A 19,533-nucleotide genomic window follows, 5' to 3' on the forward strand; every position below is an offset into this window, starting at 1 on the left:
GCCATTCTGCCACGGGTCAAGGCACAGGCGGGGGAAAGTCGTCGGGACTGTTGGCTACCGATGCGTGTCACACATCCTCACGGCGTTTCAGGTCGCCTTGCCCAACAGTGGGCCGCGGCCTCCCAGTCGGGCACGTCCTGAAGTGAGATGCCGACGTCAGGTGTAACGCCCCCGATCGTCCCAAGACGCAAGGATCGCCGCGCTTTGAGCAGGGGGCCGCGACGAGCCGCCCCCATGACGCCGACGGTTTCGTCTACAGCCCCTCCCCCATTCACCCCCATGCCGCCCCATTCAACGAGCAACACGACGCACATCGGATTTTCGGCCACGCTCCGGGTCATGTGCGCCGCGGAGCGGCACGACGAGATCGAACAGGTTACGGGGCTGACGGCGACCCATCAGCACGAGCACGGCGAGCCGGGCTTGTTCGGGCAGCCCTGGCCGAAGGACCTCTGGGCCCTGGAGTCGCCCCTGCCCCCGGACACGGCCCTCGGTGAGCACCTGGAGTGGCTGTGGACCCGGGTAGAGCCCCACCAGGACTACTTTCGGGGACTTGCCGCGGAAGAGGGCGTAGACGTCGACCTCTTCTGTGGCTACCGCAGCGATTGTGACGAGTGTGGCTTCGAGGTGCAGCCCGACGCGCTCAACATCGTGCAGGCGCTCTCAGTGCCGTTGGAGGTCTCGGTGGTGTTTACCTGAGCAGCCCCTCCACCGCCGTGCCGGCCCGTTCCCAACCGCCCCGCCCCTCAGTCATTCTCACAGCTTCTATGATCAGCGCCCTCGCAAGCAAAGTGGTGACGCTGTTCCAACACGTCGGGCGGTTCGTGAGGCTGCTGGGAGAGGCATTCGGAAGCCCCATCTACGACGGCCCCACCTACCGGCAGAACCTGGCCCGGGAGATGAAGCAGGTCGGCGTAGAGTCGCTGCCCATCGTCGCCATCGCCGCGGCGTTCACGGGGGGCGTGACGACCGAGCAGACGATCTACCAAATGCGCTACCCACTCATTCCGGAAAGCACGGTGGGCGCCATCGTGGTGCCGTCCGTCATTCTGGAGTTCGGGGCACTTATTACGGCATTCATCCTGGCGGGCCGCGTGAGCGCCCGGATCGCGGCGGAGCTGGGCTCGATGCGCACGAACGGCCAGATCGACGCGCTCAGCGTGATGGGCATCAGCGCATCGGGCTATCTGGTCTGGCCCCGGGTGCTGGCCGGCGTGATCACGTTTCCGTTCCTGTACATCGTCGCGAGCGTAGTGGGCGGGGCGGCCGGGTTTGGGGTGGCCGCCACGTCCGGCACCGTCACGCCCGCGGAGTTCTTGTCCGGCGCCCGGTCGTTCTTTACGGGGTTCATGGCGGTCTACGGCCTGGTGAAGGCCGTCGTCTTCGGGTTCTTGATTACCGCCATCGCCTGCTACGTCGGCTTCTACACCGAGGGCGGGGCCCAGGGAGTGGGACGGAGCGCCACCCGGGCCGCCGTAACAACGTGCATGTTCGTGCTGGTGGCCGACTACCTGCTCGCCCTCCTCATGCTTTGACGAGCTCATGCTTTGACAAGCCGTTCGCCCTGCGCGTCCCATCGCGCTGCTCCCCCATCGCGCCCCTCTGCTCCGACGCCCACGTGCCATGATCGAGGTCGAAAACGTCCACAAAGGGTTTGACGGAACGCCCGTGCTAGAGGGGGTCGACTTCGAAATCGACGAGTGCAATCTCTTCGCGATCGTCGGCCACTCGGGCTCGGGCAAGAGCGTGCTGCTCCGTCACCTGGTGGGCCTGCTGCAACCTGATCAGGGCCACGTGCGCGTCGGGGACACGGACCTGGCCACGCTGTCGGACGACGAGCTGGAAACAGTCCGTACGCGCTTCGGCATGCTCTTTCAGGGCGGGGCCCTGTTCGACTCGATGACGGTCTACGACAACGTGTCCCTTCCGCTCCGGCTCCACACCGACCAGCCCGAGTCCGAAATCGAAGCCCGAGTGATGGAGGAGCTGGAGCGGGTGGAGCTCCGGGCTGCGGCCGATCAGACGCCCGCGTCGCTTTCCGGTGGGCAGGTCAAGCGGGTGGCCCTGGCCCGCGCCATCGTTCGGAAGCCCCAGTACCTGTTCTACGACGAGCCCAGCAGCGGCCTGGACCCGGAGACCTCGAGCGTGATCGATGCCCTCATCAAGCAGCTCTCCCGCACGCTCTGCCGCATGGGGGTGATGGTGACGCACGACATGCACTCGGTGCTCTCGATCGCCGACCAGGTGGGCTTCCTGCACGAGGGGCAGATGCGGTTCGTGGGCACCGTGGAGGAGCTCCGGGCCTGCACCGACCCCGTGCTCTGCGACTTTCTGGAGGCGAATGCCTACCAGCTCTGAGGCCGTCTCGGAGCCGCCCCAGGACTTCTTTTTGTCTTTTCGACGCGATTCTTCCGTGCCATGAGCTCAGACCGCAGCGACGAAAAAGAACGGGCGCGTTTCTGGAACGAGTTTCGGGTGGGCGTCCTCGCCGTCACGGCCCTCGGGCTCCTGGTACTGGGCGTCCGATTTCTGCAGAGCACCGCCCTCTTCGGAAGCACCTACACGCTGACCGCCCGCTTCGAGCAGGCGGAGGGCGTGGCGGCCGGCACGCCAGTCACGGTGCGGGGCATCTCTGTGGGCACCGTCGATCGGGTTGCGCTCGCGGAAGATGCGGGCGTCCGGGTGCGGATGCACATTCAGGACGACGTGCAGCTGCGGGAGGGCACGACCGCGTCGGTCGGCGGCATCGCGGCCCTCGATGATGTGAGCGTTTCGCTCAATCGGGCGGACGCGGGCGATCCCCTTGCCACTGGGGCCCGCCTCCCCACAGTGGAGCAGGGCACGCTCGACGAGCTGCAGGAACGGGCCCTGCCAATTGCCGAACGGATCGACAGCGTACTGGCACAAACCTCCGGCACACTGTCGGAGGCGCAGCGCGTCCTCACGGGGTCGGAGCCAAACGTGCAGCGCCTGACCGAAAACCTCCGCTCGGCCTCGGCGGGCATCGATGCGTTCGTGCAGCGGGAGCGTGCGCCCATGCGCCGCGCCATCGGCCACCTCGAACACACCACCGCCACCCTGGAGGCGCTCGTCGACACGCTCAACCGCGACACGCTGGCCCGGGCGGTGGAGGACGCAGAGCGGACCCTGCACTACACCCGCCGCACGGCCCGGTCGCTCGAACAGGGCGCTCAGGACCTGGAGGCGATCCTGGCGGACCTGCGGGCGGGACGGGGCACCGCGGGCAGGCTCCTGGACGACCCAGGCCTCTACCACCGGGCCGACTCCCTCTCGCTCCGGATGGACCGCATTCTGGAAGACTTTGAAGAGAACCCGGGGCGCTACATCAGCCTCGAAATTTTCTGAGCAAGCCGCCGCCCCTGGGCCGGTGAGGGACCGTAGGGCTGTAACGAACGCCCCCTCTCCACTACGGAATCGACGGAGTCGGGGGCGCCCCGTCGAGCCGAGGCACGGTCGCCCCTCCTCGAACGGTTTCCTGGGTGCAATCCTCCGCCCCGCCATGGCCTCCTCTTCCGTCCACGAAACCTGCGTCAACACGCTTCGCTTCCTGGCCGCCGACGCGGTCGAGGAGGCCGGCAGCGGCCACCCCGGCATGCCGCTCGGCGCGGCACCCATGGCGTACGTGCTGTGGGATCGTTTTCTGAAGCACAACCCCAACAGTCCCGACTGGCCCAACCGCGACCGCTTCGTGCTGTCGGCGGGCCACGGCTCGGCGCTGCTCTACGCACTGCTGCACCTCTACGGCTACGACCTGCCGCGGGAGGCGCTCAAGAACTTCCGGCAGCTGCACAGCAAGACGCCCGGCCACCCAGAGTACGGCCACACGCCCGGCGTCGAGACGACCAGCGGCCCCCTCGGGCAGGGCTTTGCCAACGGCGTGGGCATGGCCCTCGCCGAGCGGTACCTGGCCGACACTTTTAACACGGACGCGCATCCGCTCGTCGACCACTACACGTACGGCATCGTCAGCGATGGGGACCTGATGGAGGGCCTCTCCGCGGAGGCCGGCGCGCTGGCCGGGCACCTCGGCCTCGGCAAGCTCATCTACCTCTACGACCAGAACTGTATCTCCATCGAGGGCGAGACGGACCTCGCCTTCACCGAGCGCGTGGCCTCCCGCTTCGACGCGCAGGGCTGGCACGTGCAGCACGTGGAGAACGGAAATGACCTCGGCGACATCGAGGTGGCTATTGAGGCGGCCCAGGAGGCCACGGAGCGCCCGTCCCTCATCTGCGTCCGCACCCACATTGGCTACGGCAGCCCCCAGCAGGACACGGCCGACGTGCACGGCTCGCCGCTCGGGGAGGAGGACCTGGCGGCGACGAAAGAGCGGCTCGACTGGCCGACGGAGCCCCGCTTCCACGTCCCCGAAGACGCCTACGAGCACTGCCGGCGCACGCTGCGGACCGGTCCCGAGCAGCAGGCCGCCTGGGAGGAGACGGTGGACGCCTACCGCGAGGCCCACCCCGACGCGTGCCGCCTCTTCCTGCGGGCGATGGACGGAGAGGTGCCCGAGTACGAGGCCGACCACGTGCCCACCTTTCAGCCCGAAGACGGCCCGATCGCCACACGCAACGCCTCGGGCGAGACGCTGCAGGAACTGGCCGCCAACATCTGCACGCTCGTCGGCGGCTCCGCCGACCTGGCGCCGTCCAACAAGACGCACCTGGAGGGCTACGGCACCTTCCAGGCCGACCGGACGGGGCGCAGCCCGGAGACTACTTCCTCCTTCCAGTCGGGGCGCAACATCCACTTCGGGGTCCGCGAGCACGGGATGGGGGCCGTCACCAACGGGATCGCCCTGCACGGCGGCCTGCTTCCGTTCGACGCCACCTTCTTCGCGTTCTCCGACTACATGCGCCCGGCCCTGCGCCTGTCGGCCCTGATGGGCCTGCACCGCGTCACGGTCTTCACGCACGACTCGATCGCGCTCGGGGAGGACGGCCCCACGCACCAGCCGGTGGAACACCTGATGGCCATGCGCGCCATTCCCGGGTATACGGTCCTCCGCCCCGCCGACGCCAACGAGACGGCCGCCGCCTGGCGATTTGCCGTGGAGCACGACGGCCCGGTGGGGCTCGTCCTGACGCGGCAGGACCTCCCCATTCTCGGCCCGCACCGCATTCCGGACGATGCCATCGAGCGTGGCGCGTACGTCTTGGAGGACCCCGACCGCACCCCGGACGTTATCCTCGTGGCGACCGGCTCGGAGGTACACCTCGCCCGAAACGCCGCCGCGGCCCTGAGCGACGAGAGCGTGGCGACCCGCGTGGTCTCGATGCCGTCGATGGAGCGGTTCGAGGAACAGTCCAAATCGTACCGCCACGACGTGCTGCCGCCGGACGCGCCCACGGTGGCCGTGGAGGCCGGCGTCACGCGCGGTTGGCATCACCTCGTCGGCGACGACGGGGCCGTTCTCGGGCTCGACCGCTTCGGCCTTTCGGGGCCCGGAGAGGAGGTCTATGAGGAGCTCGGCTTTACCGTCGATCGCGTCACCGACGCCGTGCACGACGTCCTGGAGGGCACAGCGCCCCCAACGGCCTCGTAACCTCGCGCTCTGCTCCTGGCGCCTCCGCCACACCACTCCACACAACGCGCTCCAACGCATCCTCCCAAGCTCCCTATGCCCGATACCACAACCGCCCCTGCCGCCCCCCTCGCCGCCCGCGACGAAGGCCAGTCCCTCTGGCTCGACTACATCCGCCGCAGCCTCATGTCCAGCGGCCAGCTCGACCGGCTCATCGACGAGGACGCCCTCCGCGGCCTCACCTCCAACCCTGCCATCTTCCAGAAGGCCATCGGCGGAAGCGACGAGTACGACGAGGCCATCGAGGCCTTTCTGGGGGAGGATCCGGAGATGGACGCCGGCGAGATCTACGAGCGCCTGGCCATCGAAGACATCCGCCGCGCCGCCGACACCCTGCGCCCGGTCTACGACGAGACCGGCGTCGACGGCGTCGTGAGCCTGGAGGTCTCCCCGCACCTCGCTCACGACACCGAGGGCACCATCGAGGAGGCGCGTCGGCTCTGGGACACGGTCGACCGGCCCAACCTCATGATCAAGGTGCCGGCCACCGACGCTGGCATCCCCGCCATCGAGCAGCTGTTGAGCGAGGGGATCAATGTGAACGTCACCCTCATGTTCTCGCTGGGTCACTACGAGAAGGTGGCCCAGGCCTACCTGCGCGGCCTCCGCCGGGCCGACGACCCGAGCGGCATCGTCTCGGTGGCCTCCCTCTTCGTGAGCCGCGTGGCGCGGGAGGTCGACCACCGCCTCAAGGACCGAGGCCTGACCGACGAGGTGGACTTCAACGGCAGCGACGTGGCCATCGCCAACGCCAGGAAGGCCTACCAGCGCTTCGAGGAGATCTTCCACGGCGACGCCTTTGCCGACCTCCGCGAACAGGGCGCCTTCGTGCAGCGGCCGCTCTGGGCGTCGACCAGCACCAAGGACCCGACCCGCTCGGACGTGCTGTACGTGGAGACGCTGATCGGGGAGCAGACGGTCAACACGATCCCGCCCGACACGCTCGACGCGTTCCGCGACCACGGCACCGTCGCCGGCCAGACGGTGACGGCCGACCGGGACCGGGACGAGGAGGTCCTGCGGCGGCTGGGCGACATCGGCATCGATCTCGACGACGTGACGGAGACGCTGCAGGAGCGGGGCGTGAAGAAGTTCGTCGACCCCTTCGACGACCTCATGGAGACACTTGAGAAGAAGCGCGAGGCCATCGTTGGGGACTCGCCCGATTCCGTCTCGTTCGACCTCAGCGGCCACGAGGACCGCGTGGTCCAGCGCCTTCAGACGTGGCAGAACGACGACTTCGCGTGCCGGATGTGGCGCCGCGACCCGACGCTCTGGGCCGATGAAGACACGCCGGAGCTCACCAACCGTCTGGGCTGGCTCGACCTTCCCGAGTCGATGCAGGAGGAGGCCGATAACATTACGGCCTTTGCCGACTCGGTGACGGGCGACGTCGACGACGTGGTGGTGCTCGGCATGGGCGGCTCCAGCCTGGCCCCGGACGTGTTCGGCCAGGTGTTCGAGCCGGCAGACGGCTATCCGGACCTCACTGTGCTCGACAGCACGCACCCGGACGCCGTCGAGGCCCTGGCCGGCGACCTCGACCTGGAGCGGACGCTCTTCGTCGTCGCCAGCAAGTCCGGCACCACGACCGAGACGCTCTCCTTTTTCCGCTACTTCTGGGACCGGGTCTCGGGCGTCACCGACACGCCGGGGGACCACTTCGTGGCGAACACCGATCCGGGGTCAAACCTGGAGGACCTCGCGCGGGAGCGCGACTTCCGGGCCGTCTTCCTCGCCCCCCCGGACGTGGGCGGGCGCTACTCGGCCCTCACGCCCTTCGGCCTTGTGCCGGCGGCCCTGATGGGCATCGACCTACAGCGGCTGCTCGATCGGGCCTGGACGGCCGAGGAGGCCTCGGCCTTCTGCGTGGAGGCGCCGAACAACGCCGGGCTGGAGCTGGGCGCCGCACTGGGCGAGCTGGCCGAGGCCGGGCGTGACAAGGTCACGTTCGTCACCTCGCCGACGCTCGACAGCTTCCCGGCGTGGCAGGAGCAGCTCATCGCCGAGAGCACCGGGAAGGACGACACCGGCATCGTACCGGTTGCCGACGAGCCGCTGGCGGGCCCCGATGCGTACGGCGACGACCGCGTCTTCGTCCATTTCTACCTCGACGGGGAGCAGGACCGGGCCACGATTGGAAAGCTCGATGCGCTCAAGGACGCCGGGCACCCGGTCCTCCGCGTCCGCCTCGACGACCGCTACGACCTGGCCCGCGAGATGTACCGCTGGGAGATGGGCGTCGCGTCGGCCGGGGCGGTGCTGGGGATCCACCCCTTCAACCAGCCGAACGTGGAGGCCGCGAAGCGCCTCGCGAAGGAAGCCATGCAGTCCGAGAATGGGACCGGCGGCGAGACGCGCACCATCGCCGCCGACGACACAGGGGCCCTGGAGAAGGAGCTGGGCGAGTGGCTCGGCGCGGCCGACGCGACGAGCTACCTCGGCGTGCAGGCCTACCTGGCCCCGACCAACGAGACCACGGCGGCGCTGGACGAGCTCGTCACCACGCTCCGGGACCAGACCGGCCTCGCCACCACGCTCGGCTACGGCCCCCGCTTCCTTCACTCCACCGGCCAGCTGCACAAGGGCGGCCCGCCGAACGGCCTCTTCCTGCAGCTCGTGGACACCCCGTCCGCGAACGGGCCCGTCCCGGAAACCGACTACACGTTCAAGGAGCTGATCGCGGCCCAGTCCACCGGCGACTACCAGGCGCTCCGAGAAGCGGACCGCACCGTGCTGCGGGTGCGGGTCAACTCCTCAGAACTTGGTCGGGTTGTTGAGGCGATTGAGGCGCAGCTTGCATGACGCGCAAAATGTGATGTCGTGATGTGACTATCTCCTCCAAACGCCTCACGCATCGCTCCTCACGCATCACGTTCCCCCCACGAAGCGAATTTGCCTCCGTTCCGGCGGCCTCGGTTGACGAAGCCCTCAAGACACGATGCCCGACATCAACGCTTTCGTTTTCGACCTCGACGGCACGCTCGTCCAGACCGAACGGCTGAAGGCCCGCTCGTACGCGAAGGCCGCCGTGGCGCTCTGCCCCGAGGACGTGACCGAAGACGACGTGATGGAGGCGTACAAGGACGTCGTCGGCGAGTCGCGCCAGGTGGTGGCCACCACGCTCATGGAGCGCTCCGGCCTGGAGGCGGTGTCCGCCGAGCACATGACGGAGATCGGCGTAGACGCGCCGTGGCAGGCCTTCGTGCAGGTGCGGCTCGGCTACTACCACGACCTCGTGGGAGACCCCGACGTGCTCCGCGAGAACCGGTGGCCTCACTCGCTCGCGCTCCTGGAGCGGGCCCGCGAGAACCAGTGCGCCGTCGCCCTCGCCACCACTTCACGCCGCACACAGGCCTGCCATGTGCTCGACGTTCTCGGCCACGACGACACGTTCGATTTCGTGGCCACGGCCGACGACGTGGCGCGCACCAAGCCACACCCCGAGATCTACCGGATGTGTGCCGTGGAGCTCGGCGTGGCCCCCGAGCGCATCCTCGCCATCGAGGACTCGCCCACCGGCACCGAGGCCGCCCTCGCGGCCGGACTCCACTGTATCGCGTTCGGGACGCCGTTCACGGAGGCCCGGCTCCAGGCGGAATCTTCCCTCGACGACCGCTGGATCGTGACGGACCCGAACGACCTCCTCAACACCGTCGATACCCTTCTGGAAGAGCCTGCCTTATCGAAATAGCCCCCGGAGGCGGCGCCTCGGGGCTCCTCTAGCTCGACATTTACGCTCCACAAAAACCTGCTTCCACTTATGAAACTCGGAATGATCGGACTCGGCAAGATGGGCGCGAACATGAGTCGCCGCCTCATGCAAGACGGCCACGAGGTCGTCGGCTTCGACCTCGACGAGAGTGCCGTGGAGGAACTTAAGAACGACGGCGCCGCGGGGGCAACGGCCCTCGACGAACTCGTCGACCAGCTCGACCCGCCCCGCGTCTGCTGGATCATGGTGCCGGCGGGCGACGCTGTGGACGCTACGCTCAGCGACCTGATGCCCCTCCTGGGCGAGGGCGACATCCTCGTGGACGGCGGCAACTCGAACTACAAGGACACCCTCCGCCGCGGCGAGACCGCGGAAGAGCACGGCCTGCACTACGTTGACGTGGGCACCTCCGGCGGCGTGTGGGGCCTGGAGCAAGGCTACAGCATGATGGTGGGCGGCTCCGACGAGGCCGTCGACCAGCTCCGCCCGGCCCTCGAGACGCTCGCGCCCGGCCCGGACAAGGGCTGGGGACACATGGGCGACACCGGCTCCGGCCACTTCGTCAAGATGGTGCACAATGGCATCGAGTACGGCGTGATGGAGGCCTACGCCGAGGGCTTCGACATCCTCAAGAACAAAGACGACTTCGACCTCGACCTCCAGCAGGTGGCCGAGACGTGGCGCTTTGGCAGCGTCATCCGCTCCTGGCTCCTCGACCTCACGGCCCGCGCGCTGGATCAGGACCAGGACCTGCCCGACATTGCGCCGTGGGTCGACGACTCCGGCGAGGGCCGCTGGACGGTGAAAGAGGCCATCGACCTCGACGTGCCGGCCCCCGTCATCACCGACGCCCTCATCTCCCGCTTCGACTCGCGGGTGGAGGATTCCTACACCCACAAGCTGCTCGCCGCCATGCGCAACCAGTTCGGCGGCCACGACGTGAAAGACGCGGATGAGTGAGGTCGGTGGCGAGTGTCGTGTTCGAATGGCGAATGGCCTGACACTCGCCCCCTGCTCCGCATTTGGACTTTGAAATTCGCAACTCGAACATGCCACAGATTGAACCGCACTTGTTCGTCATCTTCGGGGCCACGGGCGACCTCACGAAGCGGAAGCTGATCCCGGCCCTCTACCACCTGATGCAGGACGCGGACGTGGCGCGGCACTGCTACGTCCTCGGCACGGCCCGGTCCAACTGGTCCGACGAGCAATTTCGGGACGCCGCCCGGGACGCCCTCCGGGAGAAGGGACACTCGGAAGAGACGGTCTCGGCGTGGTGCGCCCGCAATCTCTTCTACCAGTGCCTGGGGGCAGAGGGCGACGACTACGGGGCCCTTCGCGACCGCATTGAGCAACTGGAGCGCCACCTCGACCTGCCGGGCAACCGTGCCTTCTACCTGTCCCTGCCGCCCAGCATTTACGGCCCGGCCATCGAGGGCCTCGGAACGGTCGGGCTCGACACGAGCCCCGGCTGGACGCGCGTGGTGGTGGAGAAGCCGTTCGGGTACGACCTCGACTCGGCCCGAACCCTGAATGAGACGGTCCACGCCCACTTCGACGAGGAGCAGGTGTATCGCATCGACCACTACCTGGGCAAGGAGACGGTCCAAAACCTGATGGCCTTCCGGTTTGGGAATGCCCTCTTCGAGTCGATGTGGAACCGGGAGCACATCGAGCGGATCGAGATCACAGTGGCCGAGCCGCTCGGGGTCGGCGGGCGGGGCGGGTACTACGACGAGTCCGGGCACGTGCGCGACATGGTGCAGAACCACCTGACGCAGCTCCTGACGCTGACGGCCATGGAGCCGCCGTCCAGCATGAACGCCGACGCCATCCGGGACGAGAAGGTGAAGGTCCTCAACGCCGTACAGCAGCCCGACCCGGCGGAGGACGTCGTCTTCGGCCAGTACGGGGCCAGTACTGTGGATGGGGAGCCGGTGCCCGGATACCGTGACGAGACGGACGTGCCCTCGGACTCCGACACCGAAACGTTTGCCGCGTTGCGCCTCAACGTGGCCAACTGGCGGTGGCAGGGCGTGCCTTTTTTCCTGCGCACGGGCAAGCGGCTGCCCCGGAAGCTCACGCAGATTGCCGTCCGCTTCCAAAGCGCCCCGGTGTCCCTCTTCCAGGGAGACGACACCCCCTGCATCCCACAGACTGCGAACTGCGAGGCGCCCCCGAACGAACTTCTCATCACCCTACAGCCAGACGAGGGCTTCGACCTCCGATTCGAGGTGAAGGCCCCTGGCAGTGCCGGCGACGGCTCCATGACCCTGGAGACGCAACAGCTCAGCTTCTCGTACGAGGGCGCCTTCGGGCCCGTCCCCGACGCCTACGAGACACTCCTGCGCGACATCATCATCGGCGACCCCACCCTCTTCGTCCGGGGGGACGAGGTGGAGGCGTCGTGGCAGCTCTACGCCCCACTCCTGGACGAGGACCTGCCCGTGCACCCGTACGAGGCCGGCACCTGGGGCCCGGACGCGGTGAACCGTCTCCTTTCCAATTGGACCTCCACGGGCCGCGACCAACCGGCCCGCGCCACGGCCGACGTCCCATCGTAGATCGGCAGTCCCCGTTCCCCCTTTTCCCAGAAACACTCAACGCTCTCCCCCAGCGCAATGCCAGACCCTATGTCCCACGACCTCATCGTCATCGGGGCCGGCCAGGGCGGCGGCCCGCTCGCCGGCACCGTCGCCGAAGAAGGGCACAACGTCGCCCTTCTCGAACGCAAGCACGTGGGCGGTACGTGCGTCAATGAAGGCTGCACCCCCACCAAGACCATGATCGCCAGCGCCCGGGTGGCGCACCTCGCCCGCCGCGCGGAGGACTACGGCGTCGACGTGGGCGACGTATCGGTTGACCTGGAAACGGTCCGCCGGCGCAAGCGCGACATCGTCGAGTCTTTCCGGGCCGGGAGCCGCAGCAGCATCGAGGAGAAAGACACCTTGGACCTGATTGAAGGGGACGGCCAGTTCGTCGACACGCACACCGTGGAGGTTGCCCTCAACGACGGCGGCACCCGCACACTCACGGCGGACCGGATCGTGATCAACACGGGGACCCGTCCCGTCATTCCGCCCATTGACGGCCTCGACGAGGTCGATCACCTCACCTCGGCCTCGATCATGGAGCTCGGCGCCGTTCCCGACCACCTGCTCGTGCTCGGCGGCGGGTACATCGGGCTCGAATTTGGACAAATGTTCCGGCGCTTCGGGGCCGACGTGACAATCATCGACCGCGGCCCTCACATCCTCGGCCGCGAAGACGCCGACGTGGCGGAGGCCCTGCAGGAGATCCTGCGCGAGGACGGGATTCGCCTCCTCAACGAGGCCTCCATGACGGCCGTCGAGGAGGCGAACGGCACGATCACCGCGCACCTGGAGGGCGACGACATCCCCGCGCAGGTCGAGGGCGACGAGCTCCTGGTGGCCGCGGGCCGGCGCCCGAATGCCGACACCCTCAACCTGGAGGCCGCGGGCGTGGAGACCGCCGAGCGCGGCCACGTACAGGTGGACGACCGCCTCGCCACCACCGCCGACGGCGTCTACGCGATTGGCGACGTGACCGGCGGCCCCGCCTTCACGCACGTCTCCTACGACGACTACCGCATCCTCACCGACCACTGGCTCCACGACGGGGACCGTACCACGGAGGACCGGCTCATCGCGTACACCCTCTTCACCGATCCCCAGCTCGGCCGCGTGGGCCTCACCGAGGCGCAGGCCCGCGAGCACGACCGGGACGTAACGGTGGCGCAGATGCCGATGACGCACGTGGCCCGTGCCCTGGAGGTCGACGAGACGCGCGGCCTGATGAAGGCCGTCATCGATTCCGAGACGAACCAACTCCTCGGCGCGGCCATTCTGGGCATCGAGGGCGGCGAGGTGATGTCGATCCTGCAGACGGCCATGATGGGCAACGTTCCGGTCAACCGCCTCCAGTCCGCCCCCTTCGCCCACCCCACGCTGGCCGAGTCGCTCAACAACCTCTTCGCCGGCCTCGACCTCGGCCCCGCCAAGGAACGAGTGCGAAGCGGCGACTGACCCGCTCACCGCCTACGTCCCATCGCTTGCGTCCGCATGTCCCCCGTCCTCCCTCGTCTCGCCCTAGCGCGCCGCCCGTCTGCCGGAATTGTCCTCCTGCTCGTCGCTACGCTCGGGATGTCGGGCTGCGGCCCCGACGATACCGCGTCCTCCCTGGAGGCGAATGTCGTGCCCGATGAGGAGGTCGAGCGCCGCGTGGCGGCCGCCCAGGAGCGGCTGACACGAAGCGAGGGTGGGCAGCGCGTCCTGCGGGCCATCGAGGCGCACGGCGGGCTGGAGGCCTGGTACCGGGCGCCCACCAGCTCCTACACCTGGACGTACGCCAACAAGGACGCCGACCTCCGCTTCACGTCGTTCCTCCTCGTCGACAACCGTACGCGCCGGGCCTACCACGACCTGCTGACAACCGGCTCGTACGACAATGCCCGGCCGGTGGACGCCCGCTTTGCGTGGGACGGGGATCGGGCCTGGATTGCGCCAGATTCCATTCAGCAGCCCAACCCGCGCTTCTGGGCGCTGTCCGGCTTCTACTTTCAGCAGATCCCGTTCGTCCTGGCCGACCCGGGCACGAACCACGAGGCCCTCCCGGACGACACCCTCGACGGCACGCCGCACGACATGGTGGAGATTACGTTCGGGGACGACGTGGGCGACTCGCCCGACGACCGGTACACGCTCTACCTCGACAAAGACACCGGGCAGGTGGACGCCATCCGGTATGCAGTCACCTACGGACGGGACGTAGGGCCCGACGCGGACCTTTCGGAGACGTTTTTCGACTACGAGGACTACGTCACCGTCGATGGCCTCACGGTGCCCACCCGCTTCGAGGGCTATGCGTACTCTGAAGACGACGGGCCGGGCGACACGCTCCGCAACGAGGCCGCCGCCGACAGCCTTTCGTACCGCCGCCCGTTCGACGCGTCGAAGCTGGCCCCGCCCGAAAATGCACGCTTCGTATCGCTGCCGGGCGAGGCGTAACGCCGCTTCACAGCCCTATGCGGCCACACCCTCCCCCCGATACTGCCACGGCGGCACGCCGAAGGCCTCTCAAAACGAGCAGGAGAAGTAGGACTGGCTGTTGAAGCCGACCGCATAGGTCCTCTCTCCAATACCAAAGGCCGACGGTCATTGTGCACATTCGTGTGGGTGATACGGGAAGAGAACGTCGCGAGGCGCGCCTCACGACGGGCCTTCCGAGACGTCCCAAAGCCCTCCGGTGCATGGTGATCCCTCGCAACGGGTATAAGTAGACCCGAAGACATACGGGTACGCAAGAGTCATTCTGAACGACCGACGAACAGTGAGAGGAGGGCGTTGAAGAATCTCTTTGCATCAAGCGGAAGCGGCTCATAGGGGTCGCTCCCGCCCTTCTTCCGAGAGATCCCCTCCAGGAGCACTCGGTCGCTGCGCTCCCAGCGCCTCGACTCCGCTTGGAATGACGATTTTCAAAGTGTTTTGCCGACCTACGTAGTCGGCACGTCCGCGCGCTCTCGGCGGTGGGGGGAAGGGCCGCCTTCGTATTCGCCATCGCCCCCTCCCCTCTCTCCCTACATGCCCCACATGGCCCTCTGGGCCTTTCGAACAAGACGGGGAACAGGAAGGGCGTAAGCGCGAAACGTCTCGCCCCGACCGTCGCTCCCGATCGTCGGCACACCGTGTTTTCACAGGGGCCGCGCAGATATTTTCTCTCGTCGTCCGGCACACGGTGGGCAGATCGCCCGTGCACAATGCCCGGTTTTTTCGACCGGCACTGGGCCCTCCCCATCGGGGGGTCATTGGATTTTCACGCCAGGCACTTGGCAAATCCGTCCCGCACGGCGACTCTTGTGTGTGGGGCCTGTCGTCTCAGAGATCCCGCCCAAGCACCCGTAGCACGCCGCGTCCGCTCACCGTCTCTCTGCCTATGTCCACCCCCATGACGTCGCGCGACAAGCTCGAATCCATTGCCATCAACCTCTGGTGGACCTGGACGCCAGAGGCACAGTCCCTCTTCCGGCGCCTCAACCCTGAGGTGTACCGGGCGTCGGACAACAACCCTCGGGCCGCCCTCGCGACGGCCAAGGACGAGGTGCTAAACGACCCGTCCTTCCAAGACGAGGTGGACACGGTCTACCAGCGCTACCGGGACTACATGGAGCGGCCGCCACAGGTGGAGGACGCCCCCGAAACGGCATACTTCTGCATGGAGTACGGCCTCCACGAGAGCATGCCGCTCTACTCGGGCGGCCTCGGCGTGCTGGCGGGCGACCACTCGAAGGCCGCGTCCGACCTGGGCCTGCCCTTCACCGGCATCGGCCTCTTTCTGCGAGAGGGATACTTTCGGCAATCGTTCGACGCCGACGGGTGGCAGGAAGCGACGTACCCCGTCCTCGACCCGGCGAAGCATCCCGTTTCGCTCGTCTCAGAAGGCGGCGGCACCCCACTGACCGTCACGGTCCCTGTCGGCTCCCACGAGATTGCGGTGCGGGCCTGGAAGGTGGCGCTGGGCCGCACGGACCTGTACCTGCTCGACACCGACTTCGACGCCAATCCGGACGAGTACCGCCCCCTCACGCGCCGCCTCTATCAGGGGGGCGACCACGAGCGCATCCGCCAGGAGATCGTCCTCGGCATCGGGGGGCTCCGAATGCTGCGGGCCCTGGACGTGGCGCCCGACGTGTACCACGCCAACGAGGGCCACTGCGCCTTCCTCATGCTGGAGCTGCTGCGCGAGCGGCTCGCGGCGGGCGACGACGTGGCCGACGCCGAGGCATGGGTGCGCGACCGGAGCGTCTTTACCACCCATACGCCGGTGATGGCCGGGCACGACCACTTCGATCCCGACCTCTTCTCGGAGGCCATGGCCGGGTTCCGGGATGACATTTCTCTCTCCCCCCACGACCTGCTCAGCTACGGCCGCGTCCACCCGGACGACCACGAGGAGACCTTCACGATGACGGTGCTCGGCCTCAAGCTGTCGCGCGCCGCCAACGGCGTGTCGGAGCTCAACGGCCACGTCGCGCGGCAGCAGTGGGAGGACCTCTACCCGGACCGCCCGCTCGACGAGGTCCCCATCGACGCGATCACGAACGGCGTGCACCTGCCCACCTGGACCGCCGGACCGGCCCGCGACTTCTTTGCCGACCACATCCACGTCGACCTCACGGAGGCGCAGGCCCCGACCGACTGGACGGGCCTGGCCGACCTGAGCGACGAGACGCTCTGGGACCTCCGGTGTGCACTCCGTGAGCGCCTGCTCAACTACGTCGCGGAGAAGGTGCAGGAGCAAAGCCTCCCGATGCACCCCACCCTCGACCCCGACGCCCTCACCATCGGCTTCGCCCGCCGCTTTGCCACCTACAAGCGCGCCCCGCTGATCTTCCGGGACCGGGACCGCGCCCGAGCTCTCTTTTCCAACCCGGATCGCCCCCTGCAGCTCCTCTACGCGGGCAAGGCCCACCCGGCCGACGACGCCGGCAAGGAGTTTATCCAACGCATCTACGAGATCAGCCAGGCGGAGGGGTTCGAAGGAAACGTCGTCTTCCTGGAGAACTACGACATGGAGATGGGCCGCATGCTCACCTCCGGCTGCGACGTATGGCTCAACAACCCGCGCCGCCCGCTGGAGGCCTCCGGCACAAGCGGACAGAAGGTGACCGCGCACGGCGGCCTCAACCTGAGCGTGCTCGACGGCTGGTGGCCGGAGGGCTACACCGGCACCAACGGCTGGGCCATCGGGCCGGAGCCGACCGGCGACTACGGCACGGCCGACCCGGAGACGCAGGACGAGCAGGACGCCGCCTCGCTCTACCGGCAGCTCGAAGAGGGCGTCCTCCCCACCTTCTACACCCGCGACGACACCGGCCTGCCCAGCGGCTGGATTGACATGATGCGCGAGGCCATGACGGGCGTCCCGGCCCCCTTCAGCGCCAAGCGGATGGTGCTCGACTACGTGGACGAGATGTACCGAAACGGCGGGTGAGAACGACGGACCCGCCCCCCGACGGACACTGCCATAGCGATCACGCGAGCCTCACGACAGCGGGCGGCCCGTATTCGAAAAGGCGGGGTCCTGTGGCCGTGACAAGCCCGCCATCGGAGTACGCGATCCAGAAGTAGTGGTGCACCACCCAGCCCTCGTGGGGCCCGCAGCAAAGTGAGAAGAACAGGGCAATTGCGAGGGTGCCTCCACTCACGAGCGACAGGGCGTGGAACGGCCCGAAGCCGCCGGACGGCTCACAGAGGCCGAACGAAGAGAGGATCAGGCCGGTCATCGCCCCGACGTAGCCCCCCGACCGTGCAGTGCCGCTTTGTGCCCTTCATGGCGGCTAGGTTCCACGCCCTGAAATCAGTGCCGCCCCCCCGAAAAGCGCGTGGATCGCCAAAATCATGGCTTCGAGGGAAAGACCGCATAGGCATAACGACGAAACTCACCTGACCCGGGCAGGCGAACGTCTGGTTTCAACTGTCACGGCTTGAACTGCAACTCAGGTCGGAGTCTCCATTCGATCATGGCATCACTCTCGTTCAACGAAGTTGAAAGGCGCTGCCGCAACCGCTCGAAAGTGGGAGCAGCCCGGGTTCAGGTGTAGTGGATTGTTATACCACCCGGTGTTTTTCAACTCACTTCTGTCAGGGCCACGGCCACGTCGAATAGACCGTAGGTGACCGAGCCGAGCGAGTAGATCGTCAGTCCTAGGTGTGCCCATCTACGCCTGGTCACACCAAGAATAACATGGGGAATAGTTATCAAAAGAGAGGCGGAAAGCATCTGGAGGAGTGCTGCCTCGACAGGTATGTTTCCAGCGTGAAATTGTCCGTAGTTGGCTGATCCGAAGAACAGGAAGGAAAAAGTTGCTGCCATCCCAAAAAACCACCGCCGGTGGTCTTCTGATAGATAGAACGTCTCCATGTCTATCAATTTCTCGCCTTCTGCGTCCACGGTGTGGTACGACACCTCTTCCCGGTCTGCATCCGGCAGAGCGAAGGCGCACAGCAGATAAAGTGCCATGGTCGAAAGCAATACCGGGAGGAAGGCGACCGGATGGTGCCACACCTCCGCCTGTAAGAGTATGTAGAATACCCACCACGCCATCAAAACATACCCAAGTACGATCACGGTCCATGTGACCGGCAACCAGTGCCACTGCACGCTCATCTCAGGGAGGAGCAAGTTCCGCATGCTTTTCGCTAGGTCCGCTAATCCTAGACCCACGAGGATAGAGACGAGAATGATTAGATACTCGAATTGAGTCATAACTCCACGGAGTTTCCGAAAAGTCTCGTCCCGGCAAGCAGAGGTCGGTATAACGGTCGAATTCAACTGCGAGGGGCACGCCAAGATACGAGCAGGATGCAGGAGACCCCCTCATCTGAAAACGGGCAGCCGCCCCTTGTCAGTTGCAATGGAGGGTCACAGCGCCTTCCCGCTTATTCGAGGGGCTTGATCTTTCCGGTTGGTTCCAAGTTCTTTGCGCGCTTCCACACTTCTCTCAGTTCCGCGCGGTGCTTCCCCGCCCACTCGTAGACCAACCCCAACGACCGACTCGGAAGCTCACCTGCTATCACGTCCAATGTGTCAATTGTAATCAGCGCCTCGTCTCCTGCATATTTGGCATGGAAATGCAGCGGATTGTGGTCGTCGTAATACATCTTGATCCGCACGCCGTGGAACCGACAGAGCTCAGGCGTGCACTGTGGACTTCAGCTTTGGAAATGCCTCCTTCGGGGACGTGCCCGTGAGCTTCAGATACGTCGCGTCCGGACAGAGCTCCACTCCTTCGCTCCAGCGGATGGCTTCATCCGCTGCGATCCGTACGTCTTCCCACTTCTGCGTGTCCTCCCAAAGCTCAAACACGCCCTGGCCGGCGAGATGCGAAAGATCGACTTCCCCTGCTTCACCGTCGGCATAGCGGATCCAGATGCGATAGTCAGAAAGGGCCTTGACCTCCAGTGGCTCAAACATGACGCCGGAGTACTTGATAGGCAGATTTTCGAATTCAACGAATCGACTCACAGCCACGTTTCCAGGCGCTGTAACGACGTAGATCAGCTGAAATGGACGGGAAAACGCCAAACAGAATTTGATCCGACAGAACGACCTCGTCCGGCGAGGTTTCCATCCGCTCGCGCCGCCACTCCCGACCAGCGACGCCGAACCCGCTCGGGCTGACGTGTCCGAA

17 protein-coding genes are annotated in these 19,533 nt (G+C 66.7%); 12 read left to right on the top strand and 5 right to left on the bottom strand.

All coding sequences use genetic code 11. The features are described from left to right. Positions 1-279 precede the first annotated feature (279 nt). The 12 genes from B7R93_RS02345 to glgP all read left to right on the top strand — a co-directional run bounded on the left by B7R93_RS02345 (position 280) and on the right by glgP (position 17,333). Complete coding sequence (locus B7R93_RS02345) at positions 280-699, top strand: DUF4279 domain-containing protein (RefSeq protein WP_157942159.1); 420 nt, start codon at positions 280-282, stop codon at positions 697-699. A 68-nt stretch (positions 700-767) separates the two neighbouring features. Further along, positions 768-1,535 carry an MlaE family ABC transporter permease gene (locus B7R93_RS02350; RefSeq protein ID WP_103019249.1) on the top strand — a complete coding sequence of 256 codons (768 nt, stop codon included), beginning with the start codon at positions 768-770 and terminating at the stop codon, positions 1,533-1,535. 88 nt (positions 1,536-1,623) lie between these two features. Continuing rightward, a complete protein-coding gene (locus B7R93_RS02355) occupies positions 1,624-2,358 on the top strand; it encodes an ABC transporter ATP-binding protein (protein WP_103019250.1) in 735 nt (244 codons plus the stop codon). Between the two features lie 60 nt (positions 2,359-2,418). Then, positions 2,419-3,366, top strand: coding sequence for an MlaD family protein (locus B7R93_RS02360; RefSeq protein ID WP_103019251.1), 948 nt, complete (start codon positions 2,419-2,421; stop codon positions 3,364-3,366). Between the two features lie 154 nt (positions 3,367-3,520). After that, positions 3,521-5,569: a transketolase gene (gene tkt, locus B7R93_RS02365; RefSeq protein WP_103019252.1), complete on the top strand. Its 2,049-nt coding sequence runs from the start codon at positions 3,521-3,523 to the stop codon at positions 5,567-5,569. Between the two features lie 75 nt (positions 5,570-5,644). After that, positions 5,645-8,413 (top strand): bifunctional transaldolase/phosoglucose isomerase, encoded by a 2,769-nt coding sequence (locus B7R93_RS02370; RefSeq protein WP_103019253.1) that lies wholly within the window; start codon positions 5,645-5,647, stop codon positions 8,411-8,413. 136 nt (positions 8,414-8,549) lie between these two features. Continuing rightward, complete coding sequence (locus B7R93_RS02375; RefSeq protein ID WP_103019254.1) at positions 8,550-9,302, top strand: HAD family hydrolase; 753 nt, start codon at positions 8,550-8,552, stop codon at positions 9,300-9,302. A 69-nt stretch (positions 9,303-9,371) separates the two neighbouring features. After that, positions 9,372-10,283 (top strand): phosphogluconate dehydrogenase (NAD(+)-dependent, decarboxylating), encoded by a 912-nt coding sequence (gene gnd / locus B7R93_RS02380; RefSeq protein WP_103019255.1) that lies wholly within the window; start codon positions 9,372-9,374, stop codon positions 10,281-10,283. 89 nt (positions 10,284-10,372) lie between these two features. Next, positions 10,373-11,887, top strand: a complete 1,515-nt coding sequence (gene zwf / locus B7R93_RS02385) for a glucose-6-phosphate dehydrogenase (RefSeq protein WP_103019261.1) — start codon at positions 10,373-10,375, stop codon at positions 11,885-11,887. 57 nt (positions 11,888-11,944) lie between these two features. Further along, entirely contained in the window at positions 11,945-13,369 is a 1,425-nt protein-coding gene (locus tag B7R93_RS02390; RefSeq protein WP_103019256.1) for a mercuric reductase, read from the top strand. 36 nt (positions 13,370-13,405) lie between these two features. Further along, the gene (locus B7R93_RS02395; protein WP_232797927.1) at positions 13,406-14,350 is read left to right on the top strand and encodes a hypothetical protein; all 945 of its coding nucleotides are present in this window, start codon (positions 13,406-13,408) and stop codon (positions 14,348-14,350) included. Positions 14,351-15,275: 925 nt separating this feature from the next. Then, positions 15,276-17,333 (top strand): alpha-glucan family phosphorylase, encoded by a 2,058-nt coding sequence (gene glgP, locus B7R93_RS02400; RefSeq protein ID WP_232797928.1) that lies wholly within the window; start codon positions 15,276-15,278, stop codon positions 17,331-17,333. A 40-nt stretch (positions 17,334-17,373) separates the two neighbouring features. On the opposite strand, the gene B7R93_RS02405 is transcribed toward glgP, so the two are convergent. From B7R93_RS02405 to B7R93_RS15635, 5 genes are all read right to left on the bottom strand, one after another. Next, a complete protein-coding gene (locus B7R93_RS02405) occupies positions 17,374-17,625 on the bottom strand; it encodes a hypothetical protein (RefSeq protein WP_103019257.1) in 252 nt (83 codons plus the stop codon). A 344-nt stretch (positions 17,626-17,969) separates the two neighbouring features. Then, positions 17,970-18,608: a hypothetical protein gene (locus B7R93_RS02410; RefSeq protein WP_103019258.1), complete on the bottom strand. Its 639-nt coding sequence runs from the start codon at positions 18,606-18,608 to the stop codon at positions 17,970-17,972. A 173-nt stretch (positions 18,609-18,781) separates the two neighbouring features. After that, a complete protein-coding gene (locus B7R93_RS16045) occupies positions 18,782-19,015 on the bottom strand; it encodes a DUF4160 domain-containing protein (protein WP_272482658.1) in 234 nt (77 codons plus the stop codon). Positions 19,016-19,034: 19 nt separating this feature from the next. Further along, positions 19,035-19,316: a DUF2442 domain-containing protein gene (locus B7R93_RS02420; RefSeq protein ID WP_103019265.1), complete on the bottom strand. Its 282-nt coding sequence runs from the start codon at positions 19,314-19,316 to the stop codon at positions 19,035-19,037. A 34-nt stretch (positions 19,317-19,350) separates the two neighbouring features. Continuing rightward, positions 19,351-19,533, bottom strand: a 183-nt coding sequence (locus B7R93_RS15635; protein WP_232797929.1) for a hypothetical protein, incomplete at its 5' end; no start/stop codon positions are given.

This window comes from Salinibacter altiplanensis (assembly GCF_002894645.1).
GTDB lineage: Bacteria > Bacteroidota > Rhodothermia > Rhodothermales > Salinibacteraceae > Salinibacter > Salinibacter altiplanensis.